This window comes from Paracoccus sp. P2 (genome assembly GCF_046335115.1).
In the GTDB taxonomy this organism is placed as follows: domain Bacteria; phylum Pseudomonadota; class Alphaproteobacteria; order Rhodobacterales; family Rhodobacteraceae; genus Paracoccus; species Paracoccus pantotrophus.
This window is the reverse complement of sequence record NZ_JBGOSN010000017.1, coordinates 1-25,084: the sequence shown is the minus strand read 5'-3', so window position 1 is coordinate 25,084 and position 25,084 is coordinate 1. Positions and strand designations below refer to the sequence as shown.

Below are 25,084 nucleotides of genomic sequence, written 5' to 3'. Positions count from 1 at the left end.
GTTGCGGTTTCGGTTGCGGCTCTCGCGGGGTGCTTGCCCTGCGCGATCCGCCGCATCATAAGGAGGCCGACAGCCGTATTCAATCGGCGCCGCATCCCCGAGGCCTCGGGTCGGAAAGGAAAAACCATGCAATGTGATCGAATGATTGCCGAAATGCGACGTCTTGCCCTGCGGGCGGGCGACGAGATCATGCAGATCTATGGCGCCGAGGATTTCGAGGTGCGGGCCAAATCCGATGCCTCGCCCGTGACCGAGGCCGACGAGGCCGCCGATGCGCTGATCTCGGCCGGGCTGCGCGCGGCCTTCCCCGATATCCCGCTGGTGACCGAGGAGCAGGCCGCGACCCATGGCCAGAGCCTGTCGACCTTCCTGATCGTCGATCCGCTGGACGGCACCAAGGAATTCGTGCAGCGCCGCGGCGATTTCACCGTCAACATCGCCTATGTTGAAAACGGCGTGCCGCGGCTGGGCGTGGTCTATGCCCCGGCCAGGGAGCGGCTGTTCTATACCACCGCGCAGGGCGGCTCGGTCGAGGAAAAGGGCCCCTTCGGCGAGGAACCGGGCGAGGTCGTGCCCATCGGCGTCAATTCGATGCCCGACAACCGGGCGCTGATGGTCGTCGCCTCGAAATCGCATCGCGACGCAGCGACGGACGACTATATCGCCCGCTACGGGGTGCGCGACATGACCTCGGCGGGCAGCTCGCTGAAATTCTGCCTGGTGGCGACGGGCGAGGCCGATCTTTACCCGCGCCTGGGCCGGACGATGGAATGGGACACCGCCGCGGGCGACGCGGTGCTGCGCGGCGCGGGCGGCGAGGTGGTGCGCTTTGACGACCACACGCCGCTGCAATACGGCAAGCCCGGTTTCGAGAACCCGTTCTTCATCGCCTTCGCCCCCGGCGTGCTGCTGGTCAAGGACTGAGCCCATGGCCGTCGTCATCGTGATTCCCGCCCGCCATGCGTCGACGCGCTATCCCGGCAAGCCGCTGGTCGAGCTGCGCGGCGCGACCGGCGAGGGGCTGTCGCTGATCCGCCGCAGCTGGGAGGCGGCGCGGGCCGTCCGGGGCATCGACCGGGTGATCGTCGCCACCGATGACGAGCGCATCCGTGCCCATGCCGAGGGATTCGGGGCCGAGGTCGCCATGACCTCGACCGGCGCCCGCAACGGCACCGAGCGTTGCGCCGAGGCGGTGGCCAATCTGGGCCTTGTGCCCGAGATCGTGGTGAACCTGCAAGGCGACGCGCCGCTGACCCCCGCCTGGTTCGTCGAGGAACTGGTCGCCGGGCTGCGCGCCGATCCGGGCGCGGACGTGGCCACGCCGGTCTTGCGCTGTTCCGGCGCCATGCGCTCGGACCTGATCGCCGACCGGGTGGCGGGGCGCGTCGGCGGCACCACCGCCGTCTTCGGCCACGACCGGCGGGCGCTGTATTTCTCCAAGGAAGTGATCCCCTATGCCGCGGCGGATTTCGGCCCCAGCGAGCCGACGCCGGTCTTTCACCATGTCGGCGTCTATGCCTATCGCCCGGCGGCGCTGGCCGAATACCCGAACTGGGACGAGGGCCGGCTGGAGGCGCTGGAGGGGCTGGAGCAGCTGCGCTTCCTGGAGCGCGGCCGCCGCATCCTTTGCGTCGAGGTCGAGGCGAAGGGCCGCGAGTTCTGGGAGCTGAACAACCCCTCGGACGTGCCCAAGCTGGAAGCGATGATGAGCCGCATGGGCATCGCCTGATGCCCGAAGGCGGGCTGCCTTCGATCAGCATCATCGTCGTCTCGCGCCACCGGCCGCAGGCGCTGGCCCGCTGCCTTGCCTCGCTGGCGGGTCAGGTCCATGCCGATTTCGAGCTGGTGCTGGTGGCCGACCCCGCCGCCGTCGGCATCTGCCCGGAGCTGCCGGCAAAACGGCTGGCCTTCGACCAGGCCAATATCTCGGCGGCGCGCAACGAGGGGCTGGCGCTGGCGGCGGGCGAGGTGGTGCTGTTCATCGACGACGACGCGCTGGCCGAGCCGGGCTGGGCCGGGGCGCTGGCCGCGCCCTTTGCCGATCCGCGCGTCATTGCCGCCACCGGTTTTACCCGCGGGCCCGACGGGCTGCGCTGGCAGGTCCGGGCCGAGCGGATCACGCCTTCGGGCGAAACCCTGCCGCTGCATGTCGCCGAAACCGCGCTGCTTGCGCCCGAGAACGGCTGCCCGGTCAGCACCATCGGCACCAATTCCGGCTTTCGCCGCACCGCGCTGCTTGAGATCGGCGGCTTCGACCCGGCCTTCGCCTATTACCTGGACGAAAGCGACGTGAACCTGCGCATGGCGGCGCGGTTTCCGCAGGGGCTGACGGCGGTGGTCCCGGCGGCGCAGGTGATCCATGGCGCCGCCCCCGGCGCCGGCCGGGGCGAGGCCGGGGTGCCGCGGGATCTGACCGCCATCGGCCGTTCCGCCGCGATCTTTGCCGCGCGGCACGGCGGCGATGCGGGCTGGCTGCACGAAGGCCAGCGCCGGCGCCTCCTGCGGTACATGGTGGCCGGCCGGCTCGACCCTTTCGCCATCGCGCCGATCCTGGCGACGCTGGACCGCGGCCTGGCCCTGGGCCGGGGGCAGATGCCCGCCCTGCCGGTCTGGAACCGGCCGCCGCCGCCGCCGTTTCGGCCGCTGCCGCGCCGGGCGCCGGCCGGCGAGCCGCTTTTCCTTGCCGGCTGGCATTGGCAGGCGCGCAGCCTGCGCGCCCGCGCGGCGCGGGCCGTGGCCCAGGGGCGGCCGACCGGATTGCTGCTGCTGACCCCCAGCTTCCTGCCGCATCGACTGACCCTTGCCGCCGGCGGCTGGTGGGAGCAATGGGGCGGCCTTTGGGGCGCCTCGCAGCCCGAAGACCCGCCCGTCATATTTCTGAGCAAGAATGCGCGCATTTTGCGCGAGCGAGGAAATTTGCCTAGACGGCGGAGCGAGATCAGCGGAAAGTCGCCGCAAAACGCAAAAATTGAATCGCTTTGATATTTTAAAGGAACGACTGTGCCCGCCAGGCGCTTGTTGCGCAGGCGCCCGCAAAAAGGGATAAATACCCTGCGTCGGTGCAGAAATCAGGAGACCGAATTCATGACTCGCAAAGTCACCAAGGCCATCTTTCCCGTGGCTGGACTGGGCACCCGCTTTCTTCCCGCCACCAAGAGCATTCCCAAGGAGATCATGACCTTGGTGGATCGACCGCTGATCCAATACGCCATCGACGAGGCGCGGGCGGCGGGGATCGAGGAGTTCATCTTCGTCACCTCGCGCGGCAAGGGCGCGCTGGAGGATTACTTCGATCACGCGCACGAGCTCGAATCGAGCCTGAAGAAATCCGGCAAGACCGAATTGCTGGACATCCTGCGTTCCACCAACATGGAATCGGGCGCCATCGCCTATGTCCGGCAGCACAAGGCGCTTGGCCTCGGCCATGCGGTCTGGTGTGCCCGCCGCCTGGTCGGCGACGAGCCCTTTGCGGTCATCCTGACCGACGACGTGATCATGGGCGAGCCGCCCTGCCTTCAGCAGATGATCGAGGCCTATCAGGAAACCGGCGGCAGCATGGTCGCCACCATGGAAGTGGCGCCCGAAAGAACCAAGGCCTATGGCGTGCTGGACGTGGCCGAGGACATGGGCGCCATCGTCCGCGCCCGGGGCATGGTGGAAAAGCCCAAGGACAATCCGCCCTCGAACCTTGCGGTGATCGGCCGCTACATCCTGGCGCCCTCGGTGCTCAACAATCTCAACAAGCTCAAGCAGGGCTCTGGCGGAGAGATCCAGCTGACCGACGCCATCGCCGACGAGATCGCCGAGGGCCGCGACGTGTTCGGCCTGCGCTTCCGCGGCCAGCGGTTCGACTGCGGCTCCAAGGCCGGCTTCCTGCAAGCGACCGTGGCCTTCGGCCTGGCGCGCGACGATCTCAAGGGTGAATTTGCGGACTATCTTTCCGACGTCCTGGCAATGCGCAAGGCGGCGGAATAAGCAGCATGACGAACAAGGTTCTGGTGACCGGCGGCGCGGGTTATATCGGCTCGCACGCCTGCAAGGCATTGCGCGCGGCGGGCTTCGAGCCCGTGACTTATGACAATCTCTGCACCGGCTGGCGACAGGCGGTGAAATTCGGCCCCTTCGAGCAGGGCGACCTCATGGACCGGGCCCGGCTGGACGAGGTCTTTGCCCGCCACAAGCCCGTCGCGGTGATGCATTTCGCCGCGCTGAGCCAGGTGGGCGAGGCGATGCGCGAGCCGGGCAAGTATTGGCGCGGCAATGTCAGCGCCTCGCTGAACCTGATCGAGGCGACGCTGGCGGCGGGGGTGCGGAACTTCGTTTTCAGCTCGACCTGCGCCACCTATGGCGACCATGACGGCGTGGTGCTGGACGAGGCGACCCCCCAGACGCCGCTGAACGCCTATGGCGCCTCCAAGCGCGCCATCGAGGACATGCTGAAGGATTTCGGCGCCTCGGACGGGCTGCGTTCGGTGATCTTCCGCTATTTCAACGTGGCCGGTGCCGACCCGGATTCCGAGGTGGGCGAGTTCCACCAGCCCGAGACGCATCTGATCCCGCTGATCCTCGATGCCATCGACGGCAAGCGCGCGGCGCTGACCATCCACGGCACCGATTACCCGACGCCGGACGGCACCTGCATCCGCGACTATGTGCATGTCATGGACCTGGTCGATGCGCATGTGCTGGGGCTGCAATACCTGCTGGACGGCAAGGTGGCCGATGGCGGGCAAGAGGTGTTTTGCCTAGGCACCGGCAACGGCTTTTCCGTGCGCGAGGTGATCGACCATTCCCGGCATGTCACCAACCGCCCGGTGCCGCTGACCGAGGGGCCGCGCCGTGGCGGCGATGCGGTCAAGCTGGTTTCGGGCAGCGAGAAGGCGGTCTCGGTGCTGGGCTGGAACCCGGCGCGCTCGACCCTGCCGCAGATGATCGGCGATGCCTGGCGCTGGCACCAGAACGGCGGATATGAGGCCTGATCCGGCGGTCCTGCTGGATGTCTCGCGGCTGATCTCGCGGCTTGGCGGCGGCCCGGCGACGGGCATCGACCGGGTCGAGGCGGAATGGCTGGCCCATCTGCAGGACCGGCCGCATCTGCTGCTGTGCCGGGTGCGGCGCGGGCAGCTGCTGTTGCCGCCCCAGGCCGGGGCGGCGATCCTGCGCTGGCTGGGCGGCGCGCTGGACGAGCTGCCGCCGCCGGACCTGCTGGACCGGCTGCGCGGCCGCCGCACCCTGGCCGCGCGGGCCGAGGCGGCGCTGCGGCGGATGGCCTTGGCGCGGGCCGGCCGCGAGGGGCGGGGCCTGGGCCGCGCGGCGCAGGCGCGCCTGGGGCAGGGCGTCTACGTCAACGTCGGCCATGCCAACCTGCAACCGGGGCTTTTGGCGAACCTGCGTCCCCTGCCGCGGGCGGTGCTGATCCATGACACCATCCCGCTCGACCATCCTGAATTCACCCGCGCCGGCCAGGCCGACAGGTTCCGCGACCGCTTCACCGCCGCGCTGGGGCAGTCAGAGCTGATCCTGACCGTCTCGGTCGCCACCCGCGCCGATGTGCTGCGCTGGCGCGGGCGGCTGGGGCTGCCGGGCCATGCGCCGGTCGTCGCCGCGCCCATCGGCACGCGGCTGGCCGCGCCCGATCCCTCCGGGCTGCCGGCCGGCCTGGACCTGGCGCGCCCCTTCTTCGTCACCCTGGGCACCATCGAGCCGCGCAAGAACCACGCCCTGCTGCTGGATGCCTGGCAGATGCTGGAGCGCGGGCCGGAACCGCCGCAGCTCTTCGTCATCGGCCGCCGCGGCTGGGAGAACCGCGAGGTCTTTGCCCGGCTCGACCGCCTGCCGCCGGGCGGGCCGGTGCGCGAACTTTCCGGCCTGGACGATGGCGCGGTGGCGGCGCTGCTGGGCCGCAGCCACGGGTTGCTGATGCCCAGCCGGGCCGAGGGCTTCGGCCTGCCGCTGACCGAGGCGGCCGGGCGCGGCGTCCCGGTCCTGGCCACGCCCCTGCCGGCGGCGCGCGAGATGCTGGGCGATTACGCGACCTGGCTGTCACCCGACGCCCCGGCCGACTGGGCGGCCGAGATCGCGCGGCTGGCGGCCGCCCCGCCGCCGCGGCGGCCGGCCTTGCCGGTGCCGGCCTGGCAAGGGCATTTTGCGCATTTCTATGCGACGCTGCGTGAAATATTGTGCAGCCCGGATGTGGCGGCTATGTGACGGGGTGTAAAAGGTAAAAGAGGCCCCCGTGCCGCGCCCGTTCAGGATTTTTCGGCGTAAGCTGATGCTGCGCGCCCGCCGTCAATGGCTTTTGGCGCGTGCCATGCGCCGTCGCCGGCAGTTGCATCCGGTCTGGGATCGCACCGCCCGAATCGCGCCCGGCGACATCCTGCTGTTCACGACCATGCGCAACGAGGCGCCGCGCCTGCCCTGGTTTCTGGACTATTACCGGGCGATGGGCGTGCGGCACTTCCTGGTGGTGGACAATGGCTCGCAGGACGGCGGACGCGAATACCTGGGCGAGCAGCGGGACGTCTCGGTCTGGCTGACCCATGCCAGCTACAAGGCTGCGCGCTTCGGCATGGACTGGATGAACTGGCTCTTGCACCGCCATGGCGCGGGGCATTGGTGCCTGACGGTCGATCCCGACGAGTTCCTGGTCTATCCCCATCACGACACCCGGCCCCTGCAGGCGCTGACCGACTGGCTGGACGCCAGCAATATCCGCGCCTTTTCGGCCATGCTCCTGGACATGTATCCCCAAGGCTCGCTGGCCGCCGAGCCTTACCGTGCCGGACAGGATCCGTTCCGCATCGCGCGCTGGTTCGACCCGGCCAATTACGTCATCCGCAAGAACGGCGAATACGGCAACCTGTGGATCCAGGGCGGGCCGCGGGCGCGGGCCTTCTTTGCCGAGGATCCCGAAAGCGCCCCGGCGCTGAACAAGATCCCGCTGGTGCGCTGGCAGCGCGGGCTGGCCTATGTCAGTTCGACCCATATGCTGCTGCCGCGCTCGCTGAACCTGGTCTATGATCAGGACGGCGGCGAAAGGGCCTCGGGCTGCCTCTTGCATGCCAAGTTCCTCTCCAGCTTCGCCGAGAAATCCGCCGAGGAGCTGACCCGGCGCCAGCATTACGCCGACAGCCAGGAATACCTGGCCTATCACGCCGGGCTGTGCGACGACCCGGATTTCTGGTGCGAGCAATCCTGCGAATTGCGGGACTGGCGCCAGCTCGAGGATCTGGGGCTGATCTCCAAGGGGAACTGGGCATGAGCGATGCGCCGGTGCGGCTGGGCGTGGTCATGCTGTGCCACGAGGAACTGTCCATCGCCGCCCGCATGGCGCGGGTCTGGGCCGAGGGCGGGGCGGCGGTCGCGGTCCATGTCGATGCCAAGGCGTCGGCGGATGCGGTTCGCGCCATGCGCGCCGGGCTGGCCGACCTGCCGCAGGTGCTGTTCAGCCCGCGCCACCCCTGCGAATGGGGCACCTTCAGCCTGGTGCGGGCCACGCAGGACGCGGCCGCGCTGCTGCTGGACCGCTTTGAGGACGTGACGCATGTGCTGGTCGTCTCGGGCGCCTGCCTGTCCCTGCGCCCGGTGGCGGATCTTTGCGCCTACCTGGCGTCGCATCCGGGCCGCGACTTCATCGAAAGCGTGACCGCCGCGGATGTCGGCTGGACCGTCGGCGGGCTGAACGAGGAACGCTTCACCCTGCATTTCCCGTTTTCGTGGCGGCGCCGGCACAAGCTTTTCGACCGCTATGTCGCCTTGCAGCGCCGGCTGGGCTACAAGCGCCGCATTCCGCAGGGGCTGGTGCCGCATCTGGGGTCGCAATGGTGGTGCCTGACGCGGGCCACGCTGGGCGCGATCCTGAACGATCCGCGCCGGGCCGAGTTCGACCGCTATTTCAGCCGGGTCTGGATCCCGGACGAAAGCTATTTCCAGACCCTCGCCCGGCGCCATTCGCCGAATATCGAAAGCCGGTCGCTGACGCTGGCCCGGTTCGACGACCAGGGCAAGCCCTATATCTTCTACGACGATCACCTGGAACTGTTGCAGCAGTCCCGCTGCTTTGTCGCGCGCAAGATCTGGCGGGGCGCCGAGCGGCTTTATCGGCATTTCCCGCAAGGCGATGCCGCGCCGCCACCGGCCGCCGAGCCGCGGCCCGAGCGGGTCGAGCGCATCATCCGGCAGGCTGTGGCGCGCCGCCGGCTTGGCCGGCCCGGGCTTTACATGCAAAGCCGCTTTCCGCTGAAGGATCGCGAGAACGGCAAGACCGCCGCGCCCTATGCCCTGCTCCAGGGCTTCACCGACCTCTTTCCCGACTTCGAGCCCTGGCTGGCCGACCGCATCGACGCCGATGTGCATGGCCATGTCTTCGCCGTGCATGGCGTCGAGTTCGCCGGCCGCAAGCCGCTGGGGCCCGGGGCGCTGCCCGACAGCGCCGGGCTGCGCGACCTGGATCAGCGCGGCTTTTTGGCCAACCTGATCCGCAGTTCGCGGCGGATGCAGGCCTGGCAGTTCAGCCCGCGCGACCGGCAGGAGATGAACTGGTTCCTGGCCACCGATCCCAATGCGCGCATCTTTGTCGTCACCGGCGCCTGGGCGGTGCCGCTTTTGCATTCCGGCATGCCCTTCGACGACATCCGCCGCGTCGCCGCCATCCTGCAACGCACCGAACTGGCGCAGATCGAGGTGCTGAACTCGGTCTGGCTCAAGGCGCGCACGCGGGTCTGGGATCTGGGCGATGCCTGCGCCCGGCCCGCGGCCGTGCTGGGCGACATCCTGCAGGGGCTGGGTGGCGATCCCGCCGCCGCCGCCGACCTGCCCCGGATGCGCGATGTCACCGGCATGGGGCGGTTCCTGCAACGGTTGCGCAATGCCGGGCTGCATCCGCAACTGATGGGCGATTTCCCCGCCGCCGATCCCGACCACATCCCCGGCCAAGGAATCCCCGCGCCATGACCCAGCCCTTCCGCAGCTTCGTCATCTTTGCCGAGATGCGCACCGGCTCGAACCTGCTCGAGGCGACGCTGAACGCCATCAAGCGCGTCACCTGTTTCGGCGAGGCCTTCAACCCCTACATGATGGGTTGGCCCGACAAGGAAGAGCTCAAGGGCATCACCATGGCCGAGCGCGAGGCCGATCCGCACCGGCTGCTGGCGGCGATCTTCGACAAGCCGAACCACCTGCCGGGATTCCGCTATTTCCACGACCACGACTCGCGCGTCTTCGATGCCATCATCGAGGACCGGTCCTGCGCCAAGATCGTGCTGACCCGCAACCCGGTGGACAGCTATGTCTCGACCGCGCTGGCGCGCGCCACCAACCAGTGGAAGCTGAACGAGACCGAGACGCCGATCCCCGCCGCCGTGCGCTTCGACGGCGCCGAGTTCCGCCAGGCGGTGGGCGAGATCGAGGCGTTCCAGCTGAAGGTCATGCACCGGCTGCAGGTGACCGGCCAGGCCGCCTTCTGGCTGGGCTACGAGGATCTGCGCGATGCCGAGGTCATGACCGGCCTGTTGCATTGGCTGGGCCGCACCGATCTGGAGCGGGTCGAGCCGGCCAACGATCAAGTGCCGCAAAACCCGCGCGAACTGCCAGAGAAGGTCGAGAATTTCGACGAGATGCAGGCGGAGCTGGCGCGGCTCGACCCGTTCATGCTGCGCCGCATCCCGAATTTCGAGCCCCGCCGCGGCCCGGCTGTGCCTTCCTTCCTGGGGGCCGAGGCGGGCAGCGGGCTGATCTTCATGCCGGTCAAGGGCGGGCCGACCGGCTTGGTCGCGGGCTGGCTGCGGCGGATGGGCGAGGTTGCGGGCGATTTCAACCAGGCCAGCCTGCGGCAATGGAAGCGCCGGCATGCCGGCCATCGCAGCTTCACCGTGCTGCGCCACCCGCTGCCGCGGGCCTGGAAGGCGTTCCAATCGCTGCTCGGCGGCAGGAATGCCGAATTGCGCGACCTGATGCGCCGCATTCACCGCGTGCCCCTGCCGCCGGATCAGGAACTGGCCGCGCTGGAGCAGGGCCGCAAGGCGGAACTGTTCGCGGCCTTCCTGGAGTTCCTGCGCCGCAACCTGAACGGTCAGACCACGCTGCCAACCTATCCCGGCTGGGCCAGCCAGTCCGAGGTGCTGGCCGGCTTCGCGCGTTTCGGCGCCCCAGACATGGTGCTGCGCGAGGCGGAACTGCCGCACGATCTGTCCTGGCTTGCCGCCAGCGCCGGGATCGGGGCACCGGCCGACCCGCCGCGGGCCGAGCCCTTCCCGGATTTCCTGGACGACCAGGAACTGCGTGCCGCGGCGAAAAGGGCCTATCTGCGCGATTACGTCGCTTTCGGCTTCGCTGACCGGCCCTAGCCCTGCCTAGCCCTGCGGGGTCATGGCTTTGCGCTGGCGGTTGCGCTCCAGCCCCAGCTGCCGCTCGCGCCAGATGATCAGGATGCCGGCGGTGATGACCAGCGCGGCGCCCGCCAGCATCACCAGCGTCGGCGCCTCGTCGAAGACGAACCAGCCGATCAGCAGCGCCAGCAGCATCGAGGCATATTCAAAGGGCGCCACCAGCGAGGCATCGGCATAGCGATAGGCCGAGGTCAGCAGGATCTGCCCCAGCCCGCCCAGCAGCCCGATCATGACCAGCAGCGCCGCGGTTTCGGCATCGGGCATCACCCAGCCGAAAGGCACCGTCAGCAGCCCCAGCAGCGTCGATGTGACCGAAAACCAGAACACGATGGCCGAGGTGCGTTCCTCCTGCACCAGCTTGCGCACGAAGATCTGCGCCAGCGCCGTGCAGGCGGCGCCCGACAGCGTGACCATGGCGCCCAGGCTTTCCTTGTAGCCCATGGCGGCGCCGAAGCTCAGCCGCGGCGACAGCACGATCACCACGCCGACCAGCCCCAGCACCACCATGGACAGGCGGAACAGCCGCACGTCCTCGCCCAGGAACATGGCGGCGAAGATCACCGTCAGCAGCGGCGCGGCATAGCCGATGGCCGTGACCTCGGGGAAAGGCAGCAGGGCCAGCGCCCAGAAGCCCAGCCCCATGGCGGCGGTGCCGATCACGCCGCGATAGAAATGCCCCATCGGGCGAAAGGTTCTGAGGCCGACGCCCAGTTCGTGCCGGAATGCCAGCCAGACCAGGATGACCGGGATGGCGAAAAGCGAACGGAAGAAGACCTGCTGGCCCGGCGGCACGCCCAGGCCGCCCTCGGCGGTCGCCTTGACGATCGAGGCCATGATGGTGAACACCAGCACGCTGAGGCATTTCAGCAGGATGCCGCGCAGCGGGCTTGGGGGCGTCTGGATCATGGCAATCGCTCGCATGCCCAGCGTGCCGCGTCGGCGACGGCCGGGTCGGGGTCATCGGCCAATGCTTCGGCCAGCGGACGCAGATGTGCAAGCCCCGAATTGCCGATGGCGTAAAGCACGTTCCTGACCATGCGGTCGCGCCCGATGCGCTTGATCGGGCTGCCCGAGAAACGCTCGCGGAACCCCGCGTCGTCCAGTTGCGCCAGTTCCGCCAGCGCCGGCGCGCCATGGGGACCGTGATAGCGCAGCTCGGTCGCCGCCCGCGCGAACTTGTTCCAGGGGCAGGCGGCCAGGCAATCGTCGCAGCCATAGATGCGATTGCCCAGCATCGGCCGCAGCTCGGGATCGACCGGCCCCTTGTGCTCGATGGTCAGGTAAGAGATGCAGCGCCGCGCGTCCAGCTGATAGGGCGCCGGAAAGGCCCCGGTCGGGCAGGCGTCGAGGCAGGCCCGGCACGAGCCGCAATGGCTGCGTTCCGCCGCGTCCTTGGGCAGCTCCAGCGTGGTAAAGATCGCGCCCAGGAAGAACCAGCTGCCCAGCTCCCGCGACAGCAGGTTGGTGTGCTTGCCCTGCCAGCCCAGTCCCGCCGCCTGCGCCAGCGGCTTTTCCATCACCGGGGCGGTGTCGACAAAGACCTTGATCTCGCAGCCGGTCAGCCCGACCAGCCAGCCGCCCAGGCGCTTCAGCCGCTTCTTGACCAGGTCGTGATAATCCTTGCCATGGGCATAGACGCTGACCGCGCCGCGATCCTTGTGGCGGGCGGCCGCCATCGGGTCGTGCTCGGGCGTGTAGAGCTCGGCCAGCATGACGACCGAGCGCGCCTCGGGCCACAGGCTTGCGGGCGAGGCGCGCCAATGCGCCCGCTCGGCCATCCAGCCCATCTGGCCATGCCGGCCTTCGGCCAGGAAGGCGGCCAGCCGCTCGGGCAGTTGCGGGTTCGCGTCGGGGGCGCAAATGCCAAGGGCCGAGAAACCCTCGGCCCGCGCCTGCTGTTCCAGCCGCAAACGGATCTCCGCCGGGTCGGTCGGTCTGTCGGTCGGCCTAGAAGTCGAGCAGCGCATAATGCGGCGCCGGGTGAACGCCCGGCAGGTGGTCGGCCAGCAGGCTGCGGAAGGCGGGCCGCGACTTGATCTTGGCATACCATTCCTGCACCTCGGCCGAATGGGTCCAGTCCACGTCCGAGATGTAGTCGAGGCAGGACAGATGCGCCGCGGCGGCGAAATCGGCCAGCGTCATCACGTCGCCAGCCAGCCAGCGGCGATGTTCGAGCAGGCTTTTCATGTAGTCCAGGTGATAGCGGATCGCCGAAAGCCCGGCCTTGACGGTGCGCGAATCCGGATAGCCCAGGCGCATCACCTTCTTCCAGACCCGCTCGTTCATCACCGGCCGCGTCACCTCGGCGTTGAACTTGTCGTCGAACCACGCGCAAAGCCGGCGCACCTCGTAGCGTTCGGCCGGCAGCGCCGGCATCAGCGAGGGCTGCGGCTGGATCTCGTCCAGGTATTCGCAGATCGCCTGGCTTTCGGCCAGAAGCCGGCCATCCATGCGCAGCACCGGCAGCTTGCCGGCGGGGTTGCGGCGCATGATTTCCGAGCCCGGCTCCCAGAAACGATCCTCGACCAGCTCGACCTCGATGCGCTTTTCGGCCAGCACCAGCCGGACCTTGCGGCAAAAGGGCGACAGGGCGACATGGTAAAGGCGAATCGTGGAACTGGGCGAGGAAGTATTCATCAGGGGAAAACCGGTTCGTTCTCGGGTCTTCGGTTGATACGCCCAGGGGCGCGCGGTTTCAACCGCGATGCGCGGGCAGGGCGCGGATCAGCGCCCAAGCCCCAGGCAGGAATCGCGGCCATCCGCCCGGATCGTCTCGGCGCCGCTGACGATCGAGCGGGTGCGGGCCGAGCCGGTCTGCGGGTTGCGCGTGCGCGGCGCGGGCAGGATCGAGGCCAGCGCCGCCGCCTGTCGCAGGCTCAGCTTGTCGGGCGTGGTCTTGAAGTAATATTCCGAGGCCGCCTTGATGCCGAAGACGCCGCGGCCGAATTCGGCGATGTTCAGGTAGACCTCGACGATGCGGCGCTTGGACCAGAGTGCCTCGATCATCGGGGTATAGGCCGTCTCCATCACCTTGCGCGGCCAGCTGCGCCCCTGCCACAGGAAGACGTTCTTGGCCGTCTGCTGGGTGATGGTCGAGGCGCCGCGCGACGAGCCCGAGGCGATGACCCGGCGGATCTCGACCATGTCGAAGCCCCAGTGGTTGCAGAAATTCGCATCCTCGGCCGCGACCACGGCGCGGACCATATGCGGCGAGACCTGGTCCAGGCCCACCCATTCGCGCGAGGCCCGGCCGGGAAATTCGCGCTGGCCCTGGATGATGGTCCAGGTGGTCGGCGGGTTGACGAAGGAAAACAGGAAGACCAGCACGAACATCAGCGCCAGCAGCCGCGCCCCGATCCAGCGCAGCCAGGACCACAGCCACAGCGCCAGGCGCCGCAGGGGCCGCCAGCCGCGCAGGCCGCGGCGCCGGCGCGGCATCGGCGCCTCGGGATTGTCGTCAAGGGTGTCCATGCGGTGGGGCATGGCGGCGTCCTGTCACGCCCATGCCCCTTGCGTCAAGCGTCAGGCCGAGGGCGAGGGGTCCGATCCTTCCGCCGCCGCCGCCCCCGAGGCAGGCCGGTCCACATGCGGCATGCCGAGCGCCGAGCCCAGCCTGCCGCCGGCGAAGGCCTCGCGCAGGCGCGCCTCCTCGGCCTCGGGCAGCGAGCTTTGCAGCACCCGGCCCCTCAGGTGGAAGCCTTCCAGCCGCGCCAGCACCTTGTCGGCGGTCATCTTGCGCACCAGGATGAATACCGCCGAGCCGCCGGGCGGGATGGATTGGCCAAGCTCACGCATGAAATCGTCGTTGATGCCGATGTCGGACAGCGTGCCGGCGATGGCGCCCGCGCCCGCGCCCACCGCGGCGCCGATCAGCGGATTGAGGAAGATCAGCCCGACCAGCGTGCCCCAGAAGCCGCCGCCAAGCGCGCCCGCCGCGGTCAGGTTCACGGCCTGGTGCAGCTGGATGTCCTCGGCCGAGGGGCGGGTGACGACCACGGCGTCCTCGAGCTCGATCAGATATTCCTTCTGCATCTTGACCAGTTCGGTGCGCAGCTCGAAGCCGGTCGCCTCGTCGTCGAAGGCGATGACAAGCAGGTCGGACATGGCGGAAATCCCCTCTTGGCTCATGACGGCGGGCCAACGCCCCGCCCGCGCCGCGGGTTCCTTGCTGCGGCACAGGGTCGCGGCCCGGCCGGGGGACACTGGCCTGTTTCTCCCTTGGCCAAATATCCTCGGGGGTCCGGGGGCAGACAGCCCCCGGCGGCGGATCGCCCAGGCGCGACCCTATTCGCCGCGCGGAAAGCGCTTGGCCTCCTCCAGCACGTTCAGGTCCATGTGGTTGCGCATGTAGCGTTCGGATGCCTTCATCAGCGGTTGGTGGTCCCAGGGGAAATAGGCGCCGTTGCGCAGCGCCTCGTAGACCACCCAGCGCCGGGCCTGACTTTCGCGCACCTCGGCGTCATAGGCGGCCAGATCCCAGCGTTCGGCCGCCATGTCCCGCATCCGCGCCAGTACCCCGGCCGCCGCCGGATCGGTCGCCCGGTTCACCCGCTCGTCCGGGTCTTCGGCGAGATTGTAGAGCATTTCGGGATCGGCCGTGCAGGCGACGTATTTCCAGTCGCCGTCGCGCAGGCAGACCAGCGGCGCGATGCTGCCCTCGGCCGCGTATTCCATCGCCACCGGCCCGCGCCCCTCGGCGCCCTGCGCCAGCGAGCGCCCGTCGGTCCAGGGCGCGACCTCGGCCATCGAGATGCCGGCAAGCTCGCAAAGCGTCGGCAGCACGTCGATGGTCGAGACCGGCACCTCCACCCGCCCCGGCGCCATGCCCGGCGCCGCGATCATCAGGGGCACCCGCGCCGAGCCCTCGAAGAAGCTCATCTTGAACCACAGCCCGCGGCCGCCCAGCATCTCGCCATGGTCCGACAGGAAGACCACGATCGCCTCCTGCCGGGTGCGCTCCAGCACGTCCAGGATCTCGCCCAGCTTGTCGTCGACATAGGAGATATTGGCGAAATAGCCCTGCCGGGCGCGGCGGATGTGGTCCGGCGTGATGTCGAAGGCCCGCCAGTCGCAGGCATCCATCAGCCGCTGCGAATGCGGGTCCATCCGGTCATAGGGAATGGCCTCGGGCGGCTCCAGTTCGGGGATGCCCTCGTAGAGATCCCAATACTTGCGCCGGGCGACGAAAGGGTCGTGCGGATGGGTGAAGCTGACCGTCAGGCACCAGGGCCGCTCGTCGCCGCCGCGCGCCAGGTCGTAGAGCTTGCGGGTGGCGTGATAGGCGACCTCGTCGTCATATTCATACTGGTTGGTGATCTCGGCCACGCCGGCGCCGGTCACGGAACCCAGGTTGTGATACCACCAGTCGATGCGTTCGCCGGGGCGGCGATAATCCGGGGTCCAGCCGAAATCGGCCGGATAGATGTCGGTGGTCAGCCGCTCCTCGAAACCGTGCAGCTGGTCGGGGCCGACGAAATGCATCTTGCCCGACAGGCAGGTGTGATAGCCCGCCCGGCGCAGGTGATGGGCATAGGTCGGGATGTCCGAGCAGAACTCGGCCGCATTGTCATAGACCCGCGTGCGGCGCGGCAGCTGCCCGGACATGAAGCTGGCGCGGCCGGGCGCGCAGAGCGGGCTGCCGGTATAGGCGCTGGCATAGCGGGTCGAACGCTCCGCCAGCGACCGCAGATGCGGCACATGCAGGAACTCGGCCGGGCCGTCGGGGAACAGCACCCCCGACAGCTGGTCGGCCATCACGATCAGGATATTGGGTCGTTGCAATTACTTCACCGATGCCATGACTGCTTCCGCGCCGGGTTTTCCATCCAGCGTGGTCACGCCGTCAAGCCATGCCGCCACCGCATCCGGGTTCTCGGCGATCCAGCCCTTGGCGGCCTGGGCCGCATCCATGCCCTCGTCCAGGATCCTGCCCATCAGCAGGTTCTCCATCTCCACGGTAAAGACCAGCTGGCCGAACAGCTTCGCGGCGTTGGGGCAGGCGGCGACCCATTCCTTGCGGGCCAGCGTGTGTACGGTGGCGCCGCCGAAATCGGGACCGAACTCCGCATCGCCGCCCGACAGATAGGTGATGTCCAGCTTGACGTTCATCGGGTGCGGCGCCCAGGCCAGGAAGACCGAGGGCAGGCCGGCCGCATCGTTGCGCGCCACTTGGGCCAGCATGCCCTGTTCGCTCGATTCGACCAGTTCCCAGTCGCCGAGGCCGAACTTGTCCGCCTCGATCATGCCCTGGATGGTCTGGTTTGCCGGCGCGCCGGGCTCGATGCCATAGATCTTGCCCTGGAAGGCGTCCTTGTGCGCGTCGAGATCGGCGAAATCCTTGACGCCGAGGTCGGGGGCCGCATCGGTGACGGCCAGGGTGAACTTGGCGCCGGTCAGATTCTGCACCAACTCCTCGGTCTGGCCCGAGGCGTCCAGGTCGTCGCGGAATTTCTGCTGCGCGGGCATCCAGTTGCCCAGGAAGATATCGGTATCGCCGTTCTTGAGCGCCTCGTAGCCGACCGGCACCGACAGGGTGCGCACGTCCGGCCGGTAGCCCAGCCCTTGCAGCAGGGCGGTGGCGACGCCGTTCGTCGCGGTGATGTCTGTCCAGCCCGGATCCGAGAAGCGGACGGTGCCGCAGCTGGCGGGTTCGTCCGCCAGCGCGGGCGCGGCGGCGACGAGGGCAAGGACGAGGGGTGACAGCGGGGCGGTTCTGGACATGGTCGGACCTCCGGTTTCATGCCGCGTCGTGTCACGGCTTCATGCGCCATCAGCCCACAGGCGGGATGCGGGATCAAGAGCTGATGCCGGCCCGCTTGCCGGGGATTTCCCGCGATGCGGCGATCCCGGCCTTGACGAGGCGGGCCGGCTCGATCAATGGTGACGCCGTTCGGGGCCTGTAGCTCAATGGTCAGAGCAGGGCGCTCATAACGCCTTGGTTGGGGGTTCGAGTCCCTCCGGGCCTACCAGAACACCTTTCGCAGACGTTCGCAGTAACCCAAAAACGCCTTAATTTCAGGGTGTTTACGGGTATTGTCGTTCTCGGGTGCTCACGTTCGTTCGCGGGCATCCTAGACAGAATCATGGTATCAACATCCTGCCGATACCATGCGAACGAAGGGCCTAGGCCACCAGCATCGGCGTCCCGTTCACCTCGTCGTGCAGATCAACCAGCGCCTTCAACTTCTCGTCGTGAACCCAGATGTGGGCGCCGTCCTCCTGGTACATCGACCCGTTGGCGAACTGCAGCAGCTTGCTGGTCAGGACGGCGGCGTTCACTGCCTCGACATCATAGACCTCGCTGACGAGGGTACGGGTCGGGCCGCTGAATTTTACTTGATTGTCCGCGGTGTCCCTTGTGCGGTGCTATTAGCGCAGAAGGCCCTTGTTTTGCTGGTGTTTCGGCCCTTCCGTCAGGGTTTTGCCAGACAGTCAAGTCACTTGATTGTTCGCGACCCTCGGATCGCCCCTGCGGACGCCCGATTTGAAAAGGGCCTTCATGCAGGAGGCCCAGCCTCTGCGGGGACTTGATAGGTTCTCGAAGGCTTCGAAAGGGTTTTTCGAGAGGCCCTTTCAATCCGGCCAAGACACGGCCGACCGCCCCTCGACGGCGACCATCCTTCATTTCTGATGTCCCCGGCCCCCCTCGGAGCAGCACCTTCAAGGGCCATCAAGCCTTGGCAATCAAAGCCTTTTTCCGCGAGCCCACGCATTCAGGCGGGTATTCCCACATTCTTCGATTCAGATGTCCCGTATCCTTCGTCCTGGAATCGCCTTGTCCATCGACAAGGCGGCCGCCCGTCATCCCCCGCCTGCACCCAGCCGTTTCAGACGCCGCGCCGGTCCAGGAAGCCTGCCAGCACATCGGCCAGGCGGTCGGCCCAGAGCTGCTGGCCCGCCGCATCGGCGATCAGATCGTTCCTGACCTCGATCAGCACGTTGGGTCGGCCCTGCGCCAGGGCATGGCGGTCGATGGAATCGCCGTCCAGGTGGCCGGAATAGGGCTCGTTCTCGCCGGTGATCCAGCCCAGGTCGCGACATTCGCGCACCAGGGCGGGGCCCAGCCGCTTGTCGCGATGCGAATAAAGCACCCCCACCGCCCAGGGCCGGCGCGGCCGGCCGCGCAATTGCCGGGTAAAGCTGTGGATTGCGCAGATCGCCCGGCGCGGATGCTTTGCCGCCAGCCGGGCATAGGCCTCGTGATAGGGGCGGTAAAGCCGGTCGAGCCGCCGTTCCCGCTCGGCCGCGTCGATGTGGCGGTTGGCGGGAATCACCGTGCCGTCATAGATGCGCATCACCAGCGTCGGATCGTCCTCGCCCCGGTTCGGGTCGATCACCAGCCGCGAGAAATCCGACAGGATCGCCGGTGCGTCCAGCCGCTCGGCCAGCGCCCGCGTCAGCCCGGCCGTGCCCACGTCATAGGCGATGTGGCGCGCCATGTCCTCGGGTGCAATGCCCAAGTCGCCGCCGCCGATCCAGCCCGGCACGCGGTTCGTCGCATGGTCGCAGGTGATCAGCCAGCGCGAGGGCCGGTCCTCTCCGATCGTTGAATAGGGCTGTGCCGTCATTCGTCTGTCGCCTTTCCGCAGCATGGTTTAGGCAATCGCCGGACCAAGCACCAGTTGCCGCAGGCGCCCGGATAGGCCATAACAGCAGCGACGATAGCGCAAACATGCACGGAGAGACGGATGAGACGGCATCGCAAGGTCAAGATCGTGGCAACCCTGGGCCCCGCATCCAGCGATTTCGCCACCATCCGGGCCCTTTTCGAGGCCGGCGCGGACGTGTTTCGCCTGAACATGAGCCACGGCACGCATGAGGAACAGCGCGCCCGCTATGACATCATCCGCCGGGTCGAGGCCGAATCGGGCCGGCCCATCGCGGTGCTGGCCGACCTGCAGGGGCCGAAGCTGCGCGTCGGCACCTTCGCCCAGGGGCCGCACGACCTGGCCGATGGGCAGGCCTTCCGCTTCGACCTGGATCCGGCGCCGGGCGATGCCAGCCGCGTCCAATTGCCGCATCCCGAGATCTTTGCCGCGCTGGAGCCGGGCGCCGAACTGCTGGTCAACGACGGCAAGATCCGCCTGCGGGTCGAAGCCTGCGGCGCGGATTTCGCCGATTGCACGGTGACGGCGGGGGGCGCGATCTCGAACCGCAAGGGGGTGAACGTGCCCGACGTGGTGCTGCCGCTGGCGGCGCTGTCGGAAAAGGACCGCGACGATCTGGAATTCGCCTGCGCGATGGGCGTGGACTGGCTGGCGCTGAGCTTCGTGCAGCGCCCCGAGGACGTGATCGAGGCGCGCGAACTGGCCAAGGGCCGCGCCGCCATCCTGTCCAAGATCGAAAAGCCCGCCGCCGTGCGCGCGTTTTCCGAGATCCTCAAGGTCTCGGACGGGATCATGGTGGCGCGCGGCGACCTGGGGGTGGAACTGCCGGTGCATTCCGTGCCGCCGATCCAGAAGCGGCTGGTGCGCGCCTGCCGCGCGGCGGCCAAGCCGGTGATCGTGGCCACGCAGATGCTGGAATCGATGATCGAAAGCCCGATGCCGACCCGCGCCGAGGTCTCGGACGTGGCCACCGCCATCTACGAGGGCGCCGATGCGGTGATGCTCTCGGCCGAAAGCGCGGCCGGCGCCTATCCGGTCGAGGCGGTCGCCACCATGGACAATGTCGCGCGTTCGGTCGAAAGCGATCCGACCTATCGCGACATCATCGAAAGCTCGCGCAGCGCCAAGCGCCAGACCGTGGCAGATGCCATCGTCGCCGCGGCGCGCGAGATCGCCGAGACCACCGACATCTCCTGCATCTGCGCCTTCACCCAGTCGGGCACCACCGCCAGCCTGACCGCGCGCGAGCGGCCGCGGGTGCCGATCGTCGCCATGTCCTCGGAACAGGACACGCTGCGCCGGCTGTGCCTGACCTGGGGCACGCATTGCGTGCAGACGCCCTCGCTGGAGCGTTTCAAGCAGGCGGTGGTCAATGCGGCCAAGGCGGCGCGCGATTTCGGCTTTGCCGACGAATCGAACCAGATCGTCGTCATGGCCGGGGTGCCCTTCAACGTGCCGGGCACCACCAACATCCTGCGCATCGCGCCCTGCGATGAGCGCTTGATCTATCGTACCGATCCGGAATAAGGCGCGGGTTCAAAGAGATCCGCAACGGAAAGGTGATCCGATGATCGATATCCTGCTGCTGGCCGGGGTGACGCTTTGCGCGCTCTCGGTCCTTCTGGCCATCCTGTCGGTGGCGCGCACGCAGGCCCCCCGAGGCGCCGCGATCCTGCTGGTGCTGGGCATCGTGCTGCTGCTGGCGGGCGGCTGGCTCGATCAGCGGCCCTTCGGCATCCAGTCCCTGCAGGAAAGCTGGCAGCGGCTGGTGAGCGGCGAGGTGACGACCGGCACCGACCCGGTCACGGCGCCCGCGCCCGAGGCCCCGGCCGAAGAGGCGCCGGAGGAAGCCCCGGCCGCCGATGCAGCCGCGACACCGGCTGCCGAAGCCCCCGCGGCCGACACACCCGCGGCCGAACCCCCCGCAGTCGAAGCGCCCGAAGCGGCGGAGCCCGAGGCCGAGGCCCCGGCGGCGCAAGAGCCCGCGGCCGAAGAGCCTGCCGCCGACGCCGCAGATGCAGGCGAAAGCGAGGCGCCGGCCGAGGGTCAATAACCCTTGCCAATTCGTGCGTGTCCGCTTATAGGGCACGCTTCCACCCGCGCGGCCGGCCGAGATGGCATTGCCGAGTCGCGCGTTCACTCTGACCGCAAGGAGAGTAAAATGCCGAAGATGAAGACCAAATCGGCCGCCAAGAAGCGGTTCTCGATGACGGCCTCGGGCAAGGTCAAGGCCGGCCCGGCCGGCAAGCGCCACGGCATGATCAAGCGCTCGACGAAATTCATCCGCGACGTGACCGGGACCATGATCCTGTCCGATGCGGACGCGAAGATCGTCAAGAAATACATGCCCTACAACCGCTAAGGAGAACCGGACATGGCACGAGTCAAATCGGGTAAGATCACCCACGCCCGCCACAAGAAGGTTCTTGACGCGGCGAAAGGCTATTACGGCAACCGGTCGCGCAACTTCCGCACCGCGACCCAGGCCGTCGACAAGGCCAACCAATACGCCACCCGCGACCGCAAGACGCGCAAGCGCAACTTCCGCGCGTTGTGGATCCAGCGCATCAACGCCGCCGTCCGCGCCGTCGATGCCGAGATGACCTATTCGCGCTTCATCGCCGCGCTGGCGAAAGCGGGCATCGAGGTGGACCGCAAGGTTCTGGCCGATCTGGCCGTCCACGAGCCCGAGGCCTTTGCGGCCGTCGTGGCGCAGGCGAAAGCCGCCGCCTGAATCGGGGCGGGCGGATGAAACGGAGAAAACCCGCGTTCTTCCCGGCGCGGGTTTTTTCATGCCCGGATGCTGGAGGGAGAGGGGGGCTTTGCCCCCACACCGGCCCGGCCCCTCGAAGGGGCCGGGCCGGCGTTCCCCCAGGATATTTTGACAAGAAAGAAGCCGGGAGCTTCGGTTCTGCCGGCGAGGTCTTGCGCTGATGTCCCCCCATCGCCCGCCCAACCGCTATCCTGTGCGCGTGCCGCTGCACCACAAGCCGATGGGGGTGATCGCCAGCGCCATGACCGCGCGGCGCAACGTGCTGGAGCTGATCCCCGACCTTGCCACCCGTCAGCCCATGGTCTCGGGCAAGACCGGCAAGCGCTGGCACATGGTCATGGACCCCGAGGCGCTGCGCCGGGTGCTCAAGGATCGGGTTGAGGACTATCCGAAATCCTTCGTCACCCGGCTGATCCTGGAGCCCGCCATCGGCAATTCGATGTTCGTGGCCGAGGGTGCGCATTGGCGCTGGCAGCGCCTGGCCGCCGCCCCGGCCTTTGCCCAACGCCATGTCGAGGCGCTGGGTCCGGTGATGACCGCTGCCGCCGAGGCCAGTGCGCAGCGGCTCGCGGCGGCCGACGGCCCGGTCGATGTCTTTGCCGAGACCGTGGCTGCGACCTTCGAGGTGATCTCGGACGTGACCTTTTCCGGCGACGAGGGTTTCGACCGCGACGCGGTGCACCAGGCCATCGACGCCTATATCGCCGGCACGGCGCGGATTTCGGTGCTGGACATCCTGGGTTTGCCCGGCTGGATTCCGCGCCCCGGCCGGCTGTTTTCCGGCGGTGACCTGCGGCGGATGAAGCGCGTCGCCGACGAGGCGATCCAGGCCCGCGCCCGGTCGGGCCCGCGTGCGGTGCCGGACCTGCTGGACCTGCTGCGGGCCGGCGAGGATCCCGAGACCCATCGCCGCATGACCCCGGCCGAGCTGCGTGACAACCTGCTGACCTTTATCGTCGCCGGGCACGAGACGACGGCGCTGACGCTGGCCTGGGCGCTTTACCTGCTGGCCTTCGATCCGCAGGTCCAGCACCGCGCCGCCATCGAAGCGGGCACGGTGCTGGGCGGTCGCGCGGCGACCGCCGCCGATCTGCCGCGCCTGACCTATATCCGGCAGGTGGTCGAGGAAGCGCTGCGCCTTTATCCGCCCGCGGCCTTCCTGTCGCGCACTGCCCGCATCCACGACACGCTGGGCGGGCGCGAGGTGCGGCCGGGCGACACGATCATGCTGCCGATCTATGCACTGCATCGCCACCGCATGCTCTGGGACGATCCCGACCGCTTCGACCCCGAGCGTTTCGCCCCCGGCGTGACCCGCGACCGCTTTGCCTTCCTGCCCTTTGGCGCCGGTCCCCGGATCTGCATCGGCGCCAGTTTCGCCTTGCAGGAGGCGGTGATCATCCTGGCCACGCTGGTCGCGCGTCTGCGCTTCGAACTGACCGCACGCCAGCCGCAGCCGCGCATGATCCTGACGCTTCGGCCGCATGGCGGGGTCTGGCTGACGGTTTCCGAACGCTCTTGAAAGCCCGGCCGGCCCGCGCCAAAGTCGCGCCATGATCACCATCTATCACAAGCCGACCTGCTCGACCTCGCGCAAGGTCTTGCAGATGATCCGTGACGCCGGGTACGGGCCCGAGATCGTCGATTATGCCCGCGAGGGCTGGACCCGCGCCCAGCTTCTGGGCCTGCTCGCCGCCGCCGACGTGACCCCGCGCCAGGCGCTGCGGGTCAAGGGCACCGATGCCGAGGCGCGCGGCCTGCTGGATGCCGGCGATGCGGACATTCTGGCCGCCATGGTCGAGAACCCGCTGCTGGTCGAGCGTCCCTTCGTCTGCGGCCCCGGCGGCGTGCGGCTGTGCCGCCCGGCCGAGCTGGTGGCGGAACCCTTCGCCCGCTGAGGCTTTTCCCTGCGGCCCCCGCGTGCTATCGGCGCAGGCAAACCGCAAGGAAGCCCGCCCATGTCCGACCTGACCGTTCTTCGCCAGTCCTATCTCGACCGCATCTCGACCGCCGCCGATGGCGACGCGCTGGAGCAGGTGCGCCTGGCCGCCCTTGGCAAGAAGGGCGAGATCAGCGGCATGATGAAGGAACTGGGCCGGATGACGCCCGAGGAGCGCCAGACCCGAGGCGCCGCGCTGAACCGGCTGAAGGACGAGATCGACGCCGCGCTGCGCGCCCGCAAGCAGGGGCTGGAGGATGCGGCGCTGGATGCGCGGCTGAAGCAGGAATGGCTGGACGTGACCCTGCCGGGCCGGCCGCGGCCGCAGGGCACCATCCACCCGATCAGCCAGGTCACGGAAGAAGTCACCGCGATCTTCGCCGACATGGGCTTCCGCGTCGCTGAGGGCCCGCAGATCGAAAGCGACTGGTTCAACTTCGATGCGCTGAACATCCCCCCCGAGCATCCCGCCCGGCAGGAGCATGACACCTTCTTCATGGCCCGCGCGGCGGACGACCCGCGCCCGCCGCATGTGCTGCGGACCCATACCTCGCCGGTGCAGATCCGTGCCATGCAGGCCAGCGGCGCGCCGATCCGGGTGATCTGCCCGGGCCGCGTCTATCGCATGGACATGGACCAGACCCATACGCCGATGTTCCACCAGGTCGAGGGGCTGGCGCTGGGCAAGGACATCTCGATGGCGAACCTGAAATGGACGCTGGAGGAGTTCTGCCGCGCCTTTTTCGAGGTGGACGAGGTCGAGCTGCGCTTCCGCGCCTCGCATTTCCCCTTCACCGAGCCCTCGGCCGAGGTCGACATCCGCTGTTCCTGGGAGGGCGGCAAGCTGACCATCGGCCAGGGTGAAAGCTGGCTCGAGATCCTGGGCTCGGGCATGGTGCATCCCAAGGTGCTGGCGGCCGGCGGCATCGACCCCGAGGCATGGCAGGGCTTCGCCTTCGGCATGGGCATCGACCGGATCGCCATGCTGAAATACGGCATTCCCGACCTGCGGGCATTCTTTGAAAGCGATCTGCGCTGGCTGTGGCATTACGGGTTCGCGGCGGGGGACGTGCCGAGCGTGAGCGGTGGGCTGTCGCGGTGAGGGATGCCCCTTCGGTTGGTCGGACCGAGGAGTATGATTTCTCCGGGGCGCTGACGCGGATATGGACGATCGGAGGGATTGCCATATCTGTATCTGCCTTTTCTGTAGGTATAAAATGGAATTGACCACGTGAGGGGGTTCAGATTGCACTTAACGCCGCAGAACCATCCCCATAAAATGGAATTGACCACGTGAGGGGGTTCAGATTGCACTTAACGCCGCAGAACCATCCCCATAAATATTGAGGCATCCACAGGGCGAAAAAAAGAGGCGGCTTCG

General features: G+C 68.1%; 25 protein-coding genes and 1 tRNA gene. 17 read left to right on the top strand and 9 right to left on the bottom strand.

Going from position 1 to position 25,084, the window contains the following annotated elements; all coding sequences use genetic code 11:
• The first annotated feature begins 126 nt into the window (after positions 1-126).
• The 9 genes from cysQ to ACDP63_RS12395 all read left to right on the top strand — a co-directional run bounded on the left by cysQ (position 127) and on the right by ACDP63_RS12395 (position 10,343).
• Positions 127-924: a 3'(2'),5'-bisphosphate nucleotidase CysQ gene (cysQ, locus tag ACDP63_RS12435; protein WP_024843581.1), complete on the top strand. Its 798-nt coding sequence runs from the start codon at positions 127-129 to the stop codon at positions 922-924.
• A 4-nt stretch (positions 925-928) separates the two neighbouring features.
• The gene (locus ACDP63_RS12430) at positions 929-1,729 is read left to right on the top strand and encodes a 3-deoxy-manno-octulosonate cytidylyltransferase (RefSeq protein ID WP_024843582.1); all 801 of its coding nucleotides are present in this window, start codon (positions 929-931) and stop codon (positions 1,727-1,729) included.
• The gene (locus ACDP63_RS12425) at positions 1,729-2,982 is read left to right on the top strand and encodes a glycosyltransferase family 2 protein (RefSeq protein WP_024843583.1); all 1,254 of its coding nucleotides are present in this window, start codon (positions 1,729-1,731) and stop codon (positions 2,980-2,982) included. The genes ACDP63_RS12430 and ACDP63_RS12425 overlap by 1 nt, the downstream gene beginning before the upstream one ends.
• 102 nt (positions 2,983-3,084) lie before the next feature.
• Complete coding sequence (locus ACDP63_RS12420) at positions 3,085-3,975, top strand: UTP--glucose-1-phosphate uridylyltransferase (protein ID WP_024843584.1); 891 nt, start codon at positions 3,085-3,087, stop codon at positions 3,973-3,975.
• Between the two features lie 5 nt (positions 3,976-3,980).
• On the top strand, positions 3,981-4,979 hold the full coding sequence (gene galE / locus ACDP63_RS12415) for a UDP-glucose 4-epimerase GalE (protein ID WP_028710087.1): 999 nt from the start codon (positions 3,981-3,983) through the stop codon (positions 4,977-4,979).
• Positions 4,969-6,207, top strand: a complete 1,239-nt coding sequence (locus ACDP63_RS12410) for a glycosyltransferase family 4 protein (protein WP_409928097.1) — start codon at positions 4,969-4,971, stop codon at positions 6,205-6,207. The genes galE and ACDP63_RS12410 overlap by 11 nt, the downstream gene beginning before the upstream one ends.
• Before the next feature lie 64 nt (positions 6,208-6,271).
• Positions 6,272-7,261, top strand: a complete 990-nt coding sequence (locus ACDP63_RS12405) for a glycosyltransferase family 2 protein (RefSeq protein ID WP_147427639.1) — start codon at positions 6,272-6,274, stop codon at positions 7,259-7,261.
• The gene (locus ACDP63_RS12400) at positions 7,258-8,952 is read left to right on the top strand and encodes a beta-1,6-N-acetylglucosaminyltransferase (protein ID WP_409928096.1); all 1,695 of its coding nucleotides are present in this window, start codon (positions 7,258-7,260) and stop codon (positions 8,950-8,952) included. Before ACDP63_RS12405 ends, ACDP63_RS12400 begins: the two co-directional genes overlap by 4 nt.
• Positions 8,949-10,343 carry a hypothetical protein gene (locus ACDP63_RS12395; RefSeq protein WP_409928095.1) on the top strand — a complete coding sequence of 465 codons (1,395 nt, stop codon included), beginning with the start codon at positions 8,949-8,951 and terminating at the stop codon, positions 10,341-10,343. Before ACDP63_RS12400 ends, ACDP63_RS12395 begins: the two co-directional genes overlap by 4 nt.
• Before the next feature lie 6 nt (positions 10,344-10,349).
• Here ACDP63_RS12395 and ACDP63_RS12390 read toward each other — a convergent pair whose 3' ends face one another.
• The 7 genes from ACDP63_RS12390 to choX form a co-directional block, all read right to left on the bottom strand.
• Positions 10,350-11,291 carry a DMT family transporter gene (locus ACDP63_RS12390; protein WP_028710089.1) on the bottom strand — a complete coding sequence of 314 codons (942 nt, stop codon included), beginning with the start codon at positions 11,289-11,291 and terminating at the stop codon, positions 10,350-10,352.
• The gene (gene queG, locus ACDP63_RS12385) at positions 11,288-12,352 is read right to left on the bottom strand and encodes a tRNA epoxyqueuosine(34) reductase QueG (RefSeq protein WP_114669016.1); all 1,065 of its coding nucleotides are present in this window, start codon (positions 12,350-12,352) and stop codon (positions 11,288-11,290) included. Before queG ends, ACDP63_RS12390 begins: the two co-directional genes overlap by 4 nt.
• A complete protein-coding gene (locus ACDP63_RS12380; protein WP_028710091.1) occupies positions 12,333-13,022 on the bottom strand; it encodes a glutathione S-transferase family protein in 690 nt (229 codons plus the stop codon). Before ACDP63_RS12380 ends, queG begins: the two co-directional genes overlap by 20 nt.
• A gap of 87 nt (positions 13,023-13,109) precedes the next feature.
• Positions 13,110-13,868, bottom strand: coding sequence for a monofunctional biosynthetic peptidoglycan transglycosylase (mtgA, locus tag ACDP63_RS12375; protein WP_024843593.1), 759 nt, complete (start codon positions 13,866-13,868; stop codon positions 13,110-13,112).
• 39 nt (positions 13,869-13,907) lie between these two features.
• Complete coding sequence (locus tag ACDP63_RS12370; RefSeq protein ID WP_024843594.1) at positions 13,908-14,489, bottom strand: DUF1269 domain-containing protein; 582 nt, start codon at positions 14,487-14,489, stop codon at positions 13,908-13,910.
• 180 nt (positions 14,490-14,669) lie between these two features.
• Entirely contained in the window at positions 14,670-16,166 is a 1,497-nt protein-coding gene (gene betC, locus ACDP63_RS12365; RefSeq protein WP_024843595.1) for a choline-sulfatase, read from the bottom strand.
• Positions 16,167-17,105: a choline ABC transporter substrate-binding protein gene (gene choX / locus ACDP63_RS12360; protein ID WP_028710092.1), complete on the bottom strand. Its 939-nt coding sequence runs from the start codon at positions 17,103-17,105 to the stop codon at positions 16,167-16,169.
• Positions 17,106-17,277: 172 nt separating this feature from the next.
• Between choX and ACDP63_RS12355 the strand changes: the two genes are divergently transcribed.
• A tRNA-Ile gene (locus tag ACDP63_RS12355) sits at positions 17,278-17,353 on the top strand.
• Positions 17,354-17,507: 154 nt separating this feature from the next.
• On the opposite strand, the gene ACDP63_RS12350 is transcribed toward ACDP63_RS12355, so the two are convergent.
• Together ACDP63_RS12350 and ACDP63_RS12345 are read right to left on the bottom strand one after the other, a co-directional pair.
• The gene (locus ACDP63_RS12350; protein ID WP_155984340.1) at positions 17,508-17,663 is read right to left on the bottom strand and encodes a hypothetical protein; all 156 of its coding nucleotides are present in this window, start codon (positions 17,661-17,663) and stop codon (positions 17,508-17,510) included.
• Positions 17,664-18,211: 548 nt separating this feature from the next.
• Positions 18,212-18,952 carry an N-formylglutamate amidohydrolase gene (locus tag ACDP63_RS12345; RefSeq protein ID WP_024843598.1) on the bottom strand — a complete coding sequence of 247 codons (741 nt, stop codon included), beginning with the start codon at positions 18,950-18,952 and terminating at the stop codon, positions 18,212-18,214.
• 120 nt (positions 18,953-19,072) lie between these two features.
• On the opposite strand from ACDP63_RS12345, the gene pyk reads away from it, so the two are divergent.
• The 7 genes from pyk to pheS all read left to right on the top strand — a co-directional run bounded on the left by pyk (position 19,073) and on the right by pheS (position 24,805).
• Positions 19,073-20,518: a pyruvate kinase gene (pyk, locus tag ACDP63_RS12340; RefSeq protein WP_024843599.1), complete on the top strand. Its 1,446-nt coding sequence runs from the start codon at positions 19,073-19,075 to the stop codon at positions 20,516-20,518.
• Between the two features lie 40 nt (positions 20,519-20,558).
• Positions 20,559-21,044: a hypothetical protein gene (locus ACDP63_RS12335; RefSeq protein WP_024843600.1), complete on the top strand. Its 486-nt coding sequence runs from the start codon at positions 20,559-20,561 to the stop codon at positions 21,042-21,044.
• Between the two features lie 108 nt (positions 21,045-21,152).
• Positions 21,153-21,353 (top strand): 50S ribosomal protein L35, encoded by a 201-nt coding sequence (gene rpmI / locus ACDP63_RS12330; protein ID WP_024843601.1) that lies wholly within the window; start codon positions 21,153-21,155, stop codon positions 21,351-21,353.
• A 12-nt stretch (positions 21,354-21,365) separates the two neighbouring features.
• Positions 21,366-21,725, top strand: a complete 360-nt coding sequence (gene rplT, locus ACDP63_RS12325; protein ID WP_011748559.1) for a 50S ribosomal protein L20 — start codon at positions 21,366-21,368, stop codon at positions 21,723-21,725.
• Positions 21,726-21,924: 199 nt separating this feature from the next.
• Positions 21,925-23,286: a cytochrome P450 gene (locus tag ACDP63_RS12320; RefSeq protein ID WP_024843602.1), complete on the top strand. Its 1,362-nt coding sequence runs from the start codon at positions 21,925-21,927 to the stop codon at positions 23,284-23,286.
• Positions 23,287-23,317: 31 nt separating this feature from the next.
• On the top strand, positions 23,318-23,662 hold the full coding sequence (locus tag ACDP63_RS12315; RefSeq protein ID WP_409928094.1) for an arsenate reductase family protein: 345 nt from the start codon (positions 23,318-23,320) through the stop codon (positions 23,660-23,662).
• Between the two features lie 60 nt (positions 23,663-23,722).
• On the top strand, positions 23,723-24,805 hold the full coding sequence (gene pheS, locus ACDP63_RS12310) for a phenylalanine--tRNA ligase subunit alpha (RefSeq protein ID WP_409928093.1): 1,083 nt from the start codon (positions 23,723-23,725) through the stop codon (positions 24,803-24,805).
• Positions 24,806-25,084: the final 279 nt, after the last annotated feature.

Bases quoted from the DNA above. Each gene is read 5' to 3' on its own strand.
- rpmI (WP_024843601.1), top strand. From the start codon at position 21,153: ATGCCGAAGATGAAGACCAAATCGGCCGCCAAGAAGCGGTTCTCGATG.
- ACDP63_RS12315 (WP_409928094.1), top strand. From the start codon at position 23,318: ATGATCACCATCTATCACAAGCCGACCTGCTCGACCTCGCGCAAGGTC.
- galE (WP_028710087.1), top strand. From the start codon at position 3,981: ATGACGAACAAGGTTCTGGTGACCGGCGGCGCGGGTTATATCGGCTCG.
- ACDP63_RS12410 (WP_409928097.1), top strand. From the start codon at position 4,969: ATGAGGCCTGATCCGGCGGTCCTGCTGGATGTCTCGCGGCTGATCTCG.
- ACDP63_RS12320 (WP_024843602.1), top strand. From the start codon at position 21,925: ATGTCCCCCCATCGCCCGCCCAACCGCTATCCTGTGCGCGTGCCGCTG.
- mtgA (WP_024843593.1), bottom strand. From the start codon at position 13,868: ATGCCCCACCGCATGGACACCCTTGACGACAATCCCGAGGCGCCGATG.
- ACDP63_RS12390 (WP_028710089.1), bottom strand. From the start codon at position 11,291: ATGATCCAGACGCCCCCAAGCCCGCTGCGCGGCATCCTGCTGAAATGC.
- pheS (WP_409928093.1), top strand. From the start codon at position 23,723: ATGTCCGACCTGACCGTTCTTCGCCAGTCCTATCTCGACCGCATCTCG.
- ACDP63_RS12335 (WP_024843600.1), top strand. From the start codon at position 20,559: ATGATCGATATCCTGCTGCTGGCCGGGGTGACGCTTTGCGCGCTCTCG.
- rplT (WP_011748559.1), top strand. From the start codon at position 21,366: ATGGCACGAGTCAAATCGGGTAAGATCACCCACGCCCGCCACAAGAAG.
- ACDP63_RS12395 (WP_409928095.1), top strand. From the start codon at position 8,949: ATGACCCAGCCCTTCCGCAGCTTCGTCATCTTTGCCGAGATGCGCACC.
- ACDP63_RS12345 (WP_024843598.1), bottom strand. From the start codon at position 18,952: ATGACGGCACAGCCCTATTCAACGATCGGAGAGGACCGGCCCTCGCGC.
- ACDP63_RS12380 (WP_028710091.1), bottom strand. From the start codon at position 13,022: ATGAATACTTCCTCGCCCAGTTCCACGATTCGCCTTTACCATGTCGCC.
- cysQ (WP_024843581.1), top strand. From the start codon at position 127: ATGCAATGTGATCGAATGATTGCCGAAATGCGACGTCTTGCCCTGCGG.
- ACDP63_RS12370 (WP_024843594.1), bottom strand. From the start codon at position 14,489: ATGTCCGACCTGCTTGTCATCGCCTTCGACGACGAGGCGACCGGCTTC.
- ACDP63_RS12405 (WP_147427639.1), top strand. From the start codon at position 6,272: ATGCTGCGCGCCCGCCGTCAATGGCTTTTGGCGCGTGCCATGCGCCGT.
- ACDP63_RS12430 (WP_024843582.1), top strand. From the start codon at position 929: ATGGCCGTCGTCATCGTGATTCCCGCCCGCCATGCGTCGACGCGCTAT.
- queG (WP_114669016.1), bottom strand. From the start codon at position 12,352: ATGCGCTGCTCGACTTCTAGGCCGACCGACAGACCGACCGACCCGGCG.
- choX (WP_028710092.1), bottom strand. From the start codon at position 17,105: ATGTCCAGAACCGCCCCGCTGTCACCCCTCGTCCTTGCCCTCGTCGCC.
- pyk (WP_024843599.1), top strand. From the start codon at position 19,073: ATGAGACGGCATCGCAAGGTCAAGATCGTGGCAACCCTGGGCCCCGCA.
- ACDP63_RS12425 (WP_024843583.1), top strand. From the start codon at position 1,729: ATGCCCGAAGGCGGGCTGCCTTCGATCAGCATCATCGTCGTCTCGCGC.
- ACDP63_RS12400 (WP_409928096.1), top strand. From the start codon at position 7,258: ATGAGCGATGCGCCGGTGCGGCTGGGCGTGGTCATGCTGTGCCACGAG.
- ACDP63_RS12420 (WP_024843584.1), top strand. From the start codon at position 3,085: ATGACTCGCAAAGTCACCAAGGCCATCTTTCCCGTGGCTGGACTGGGC.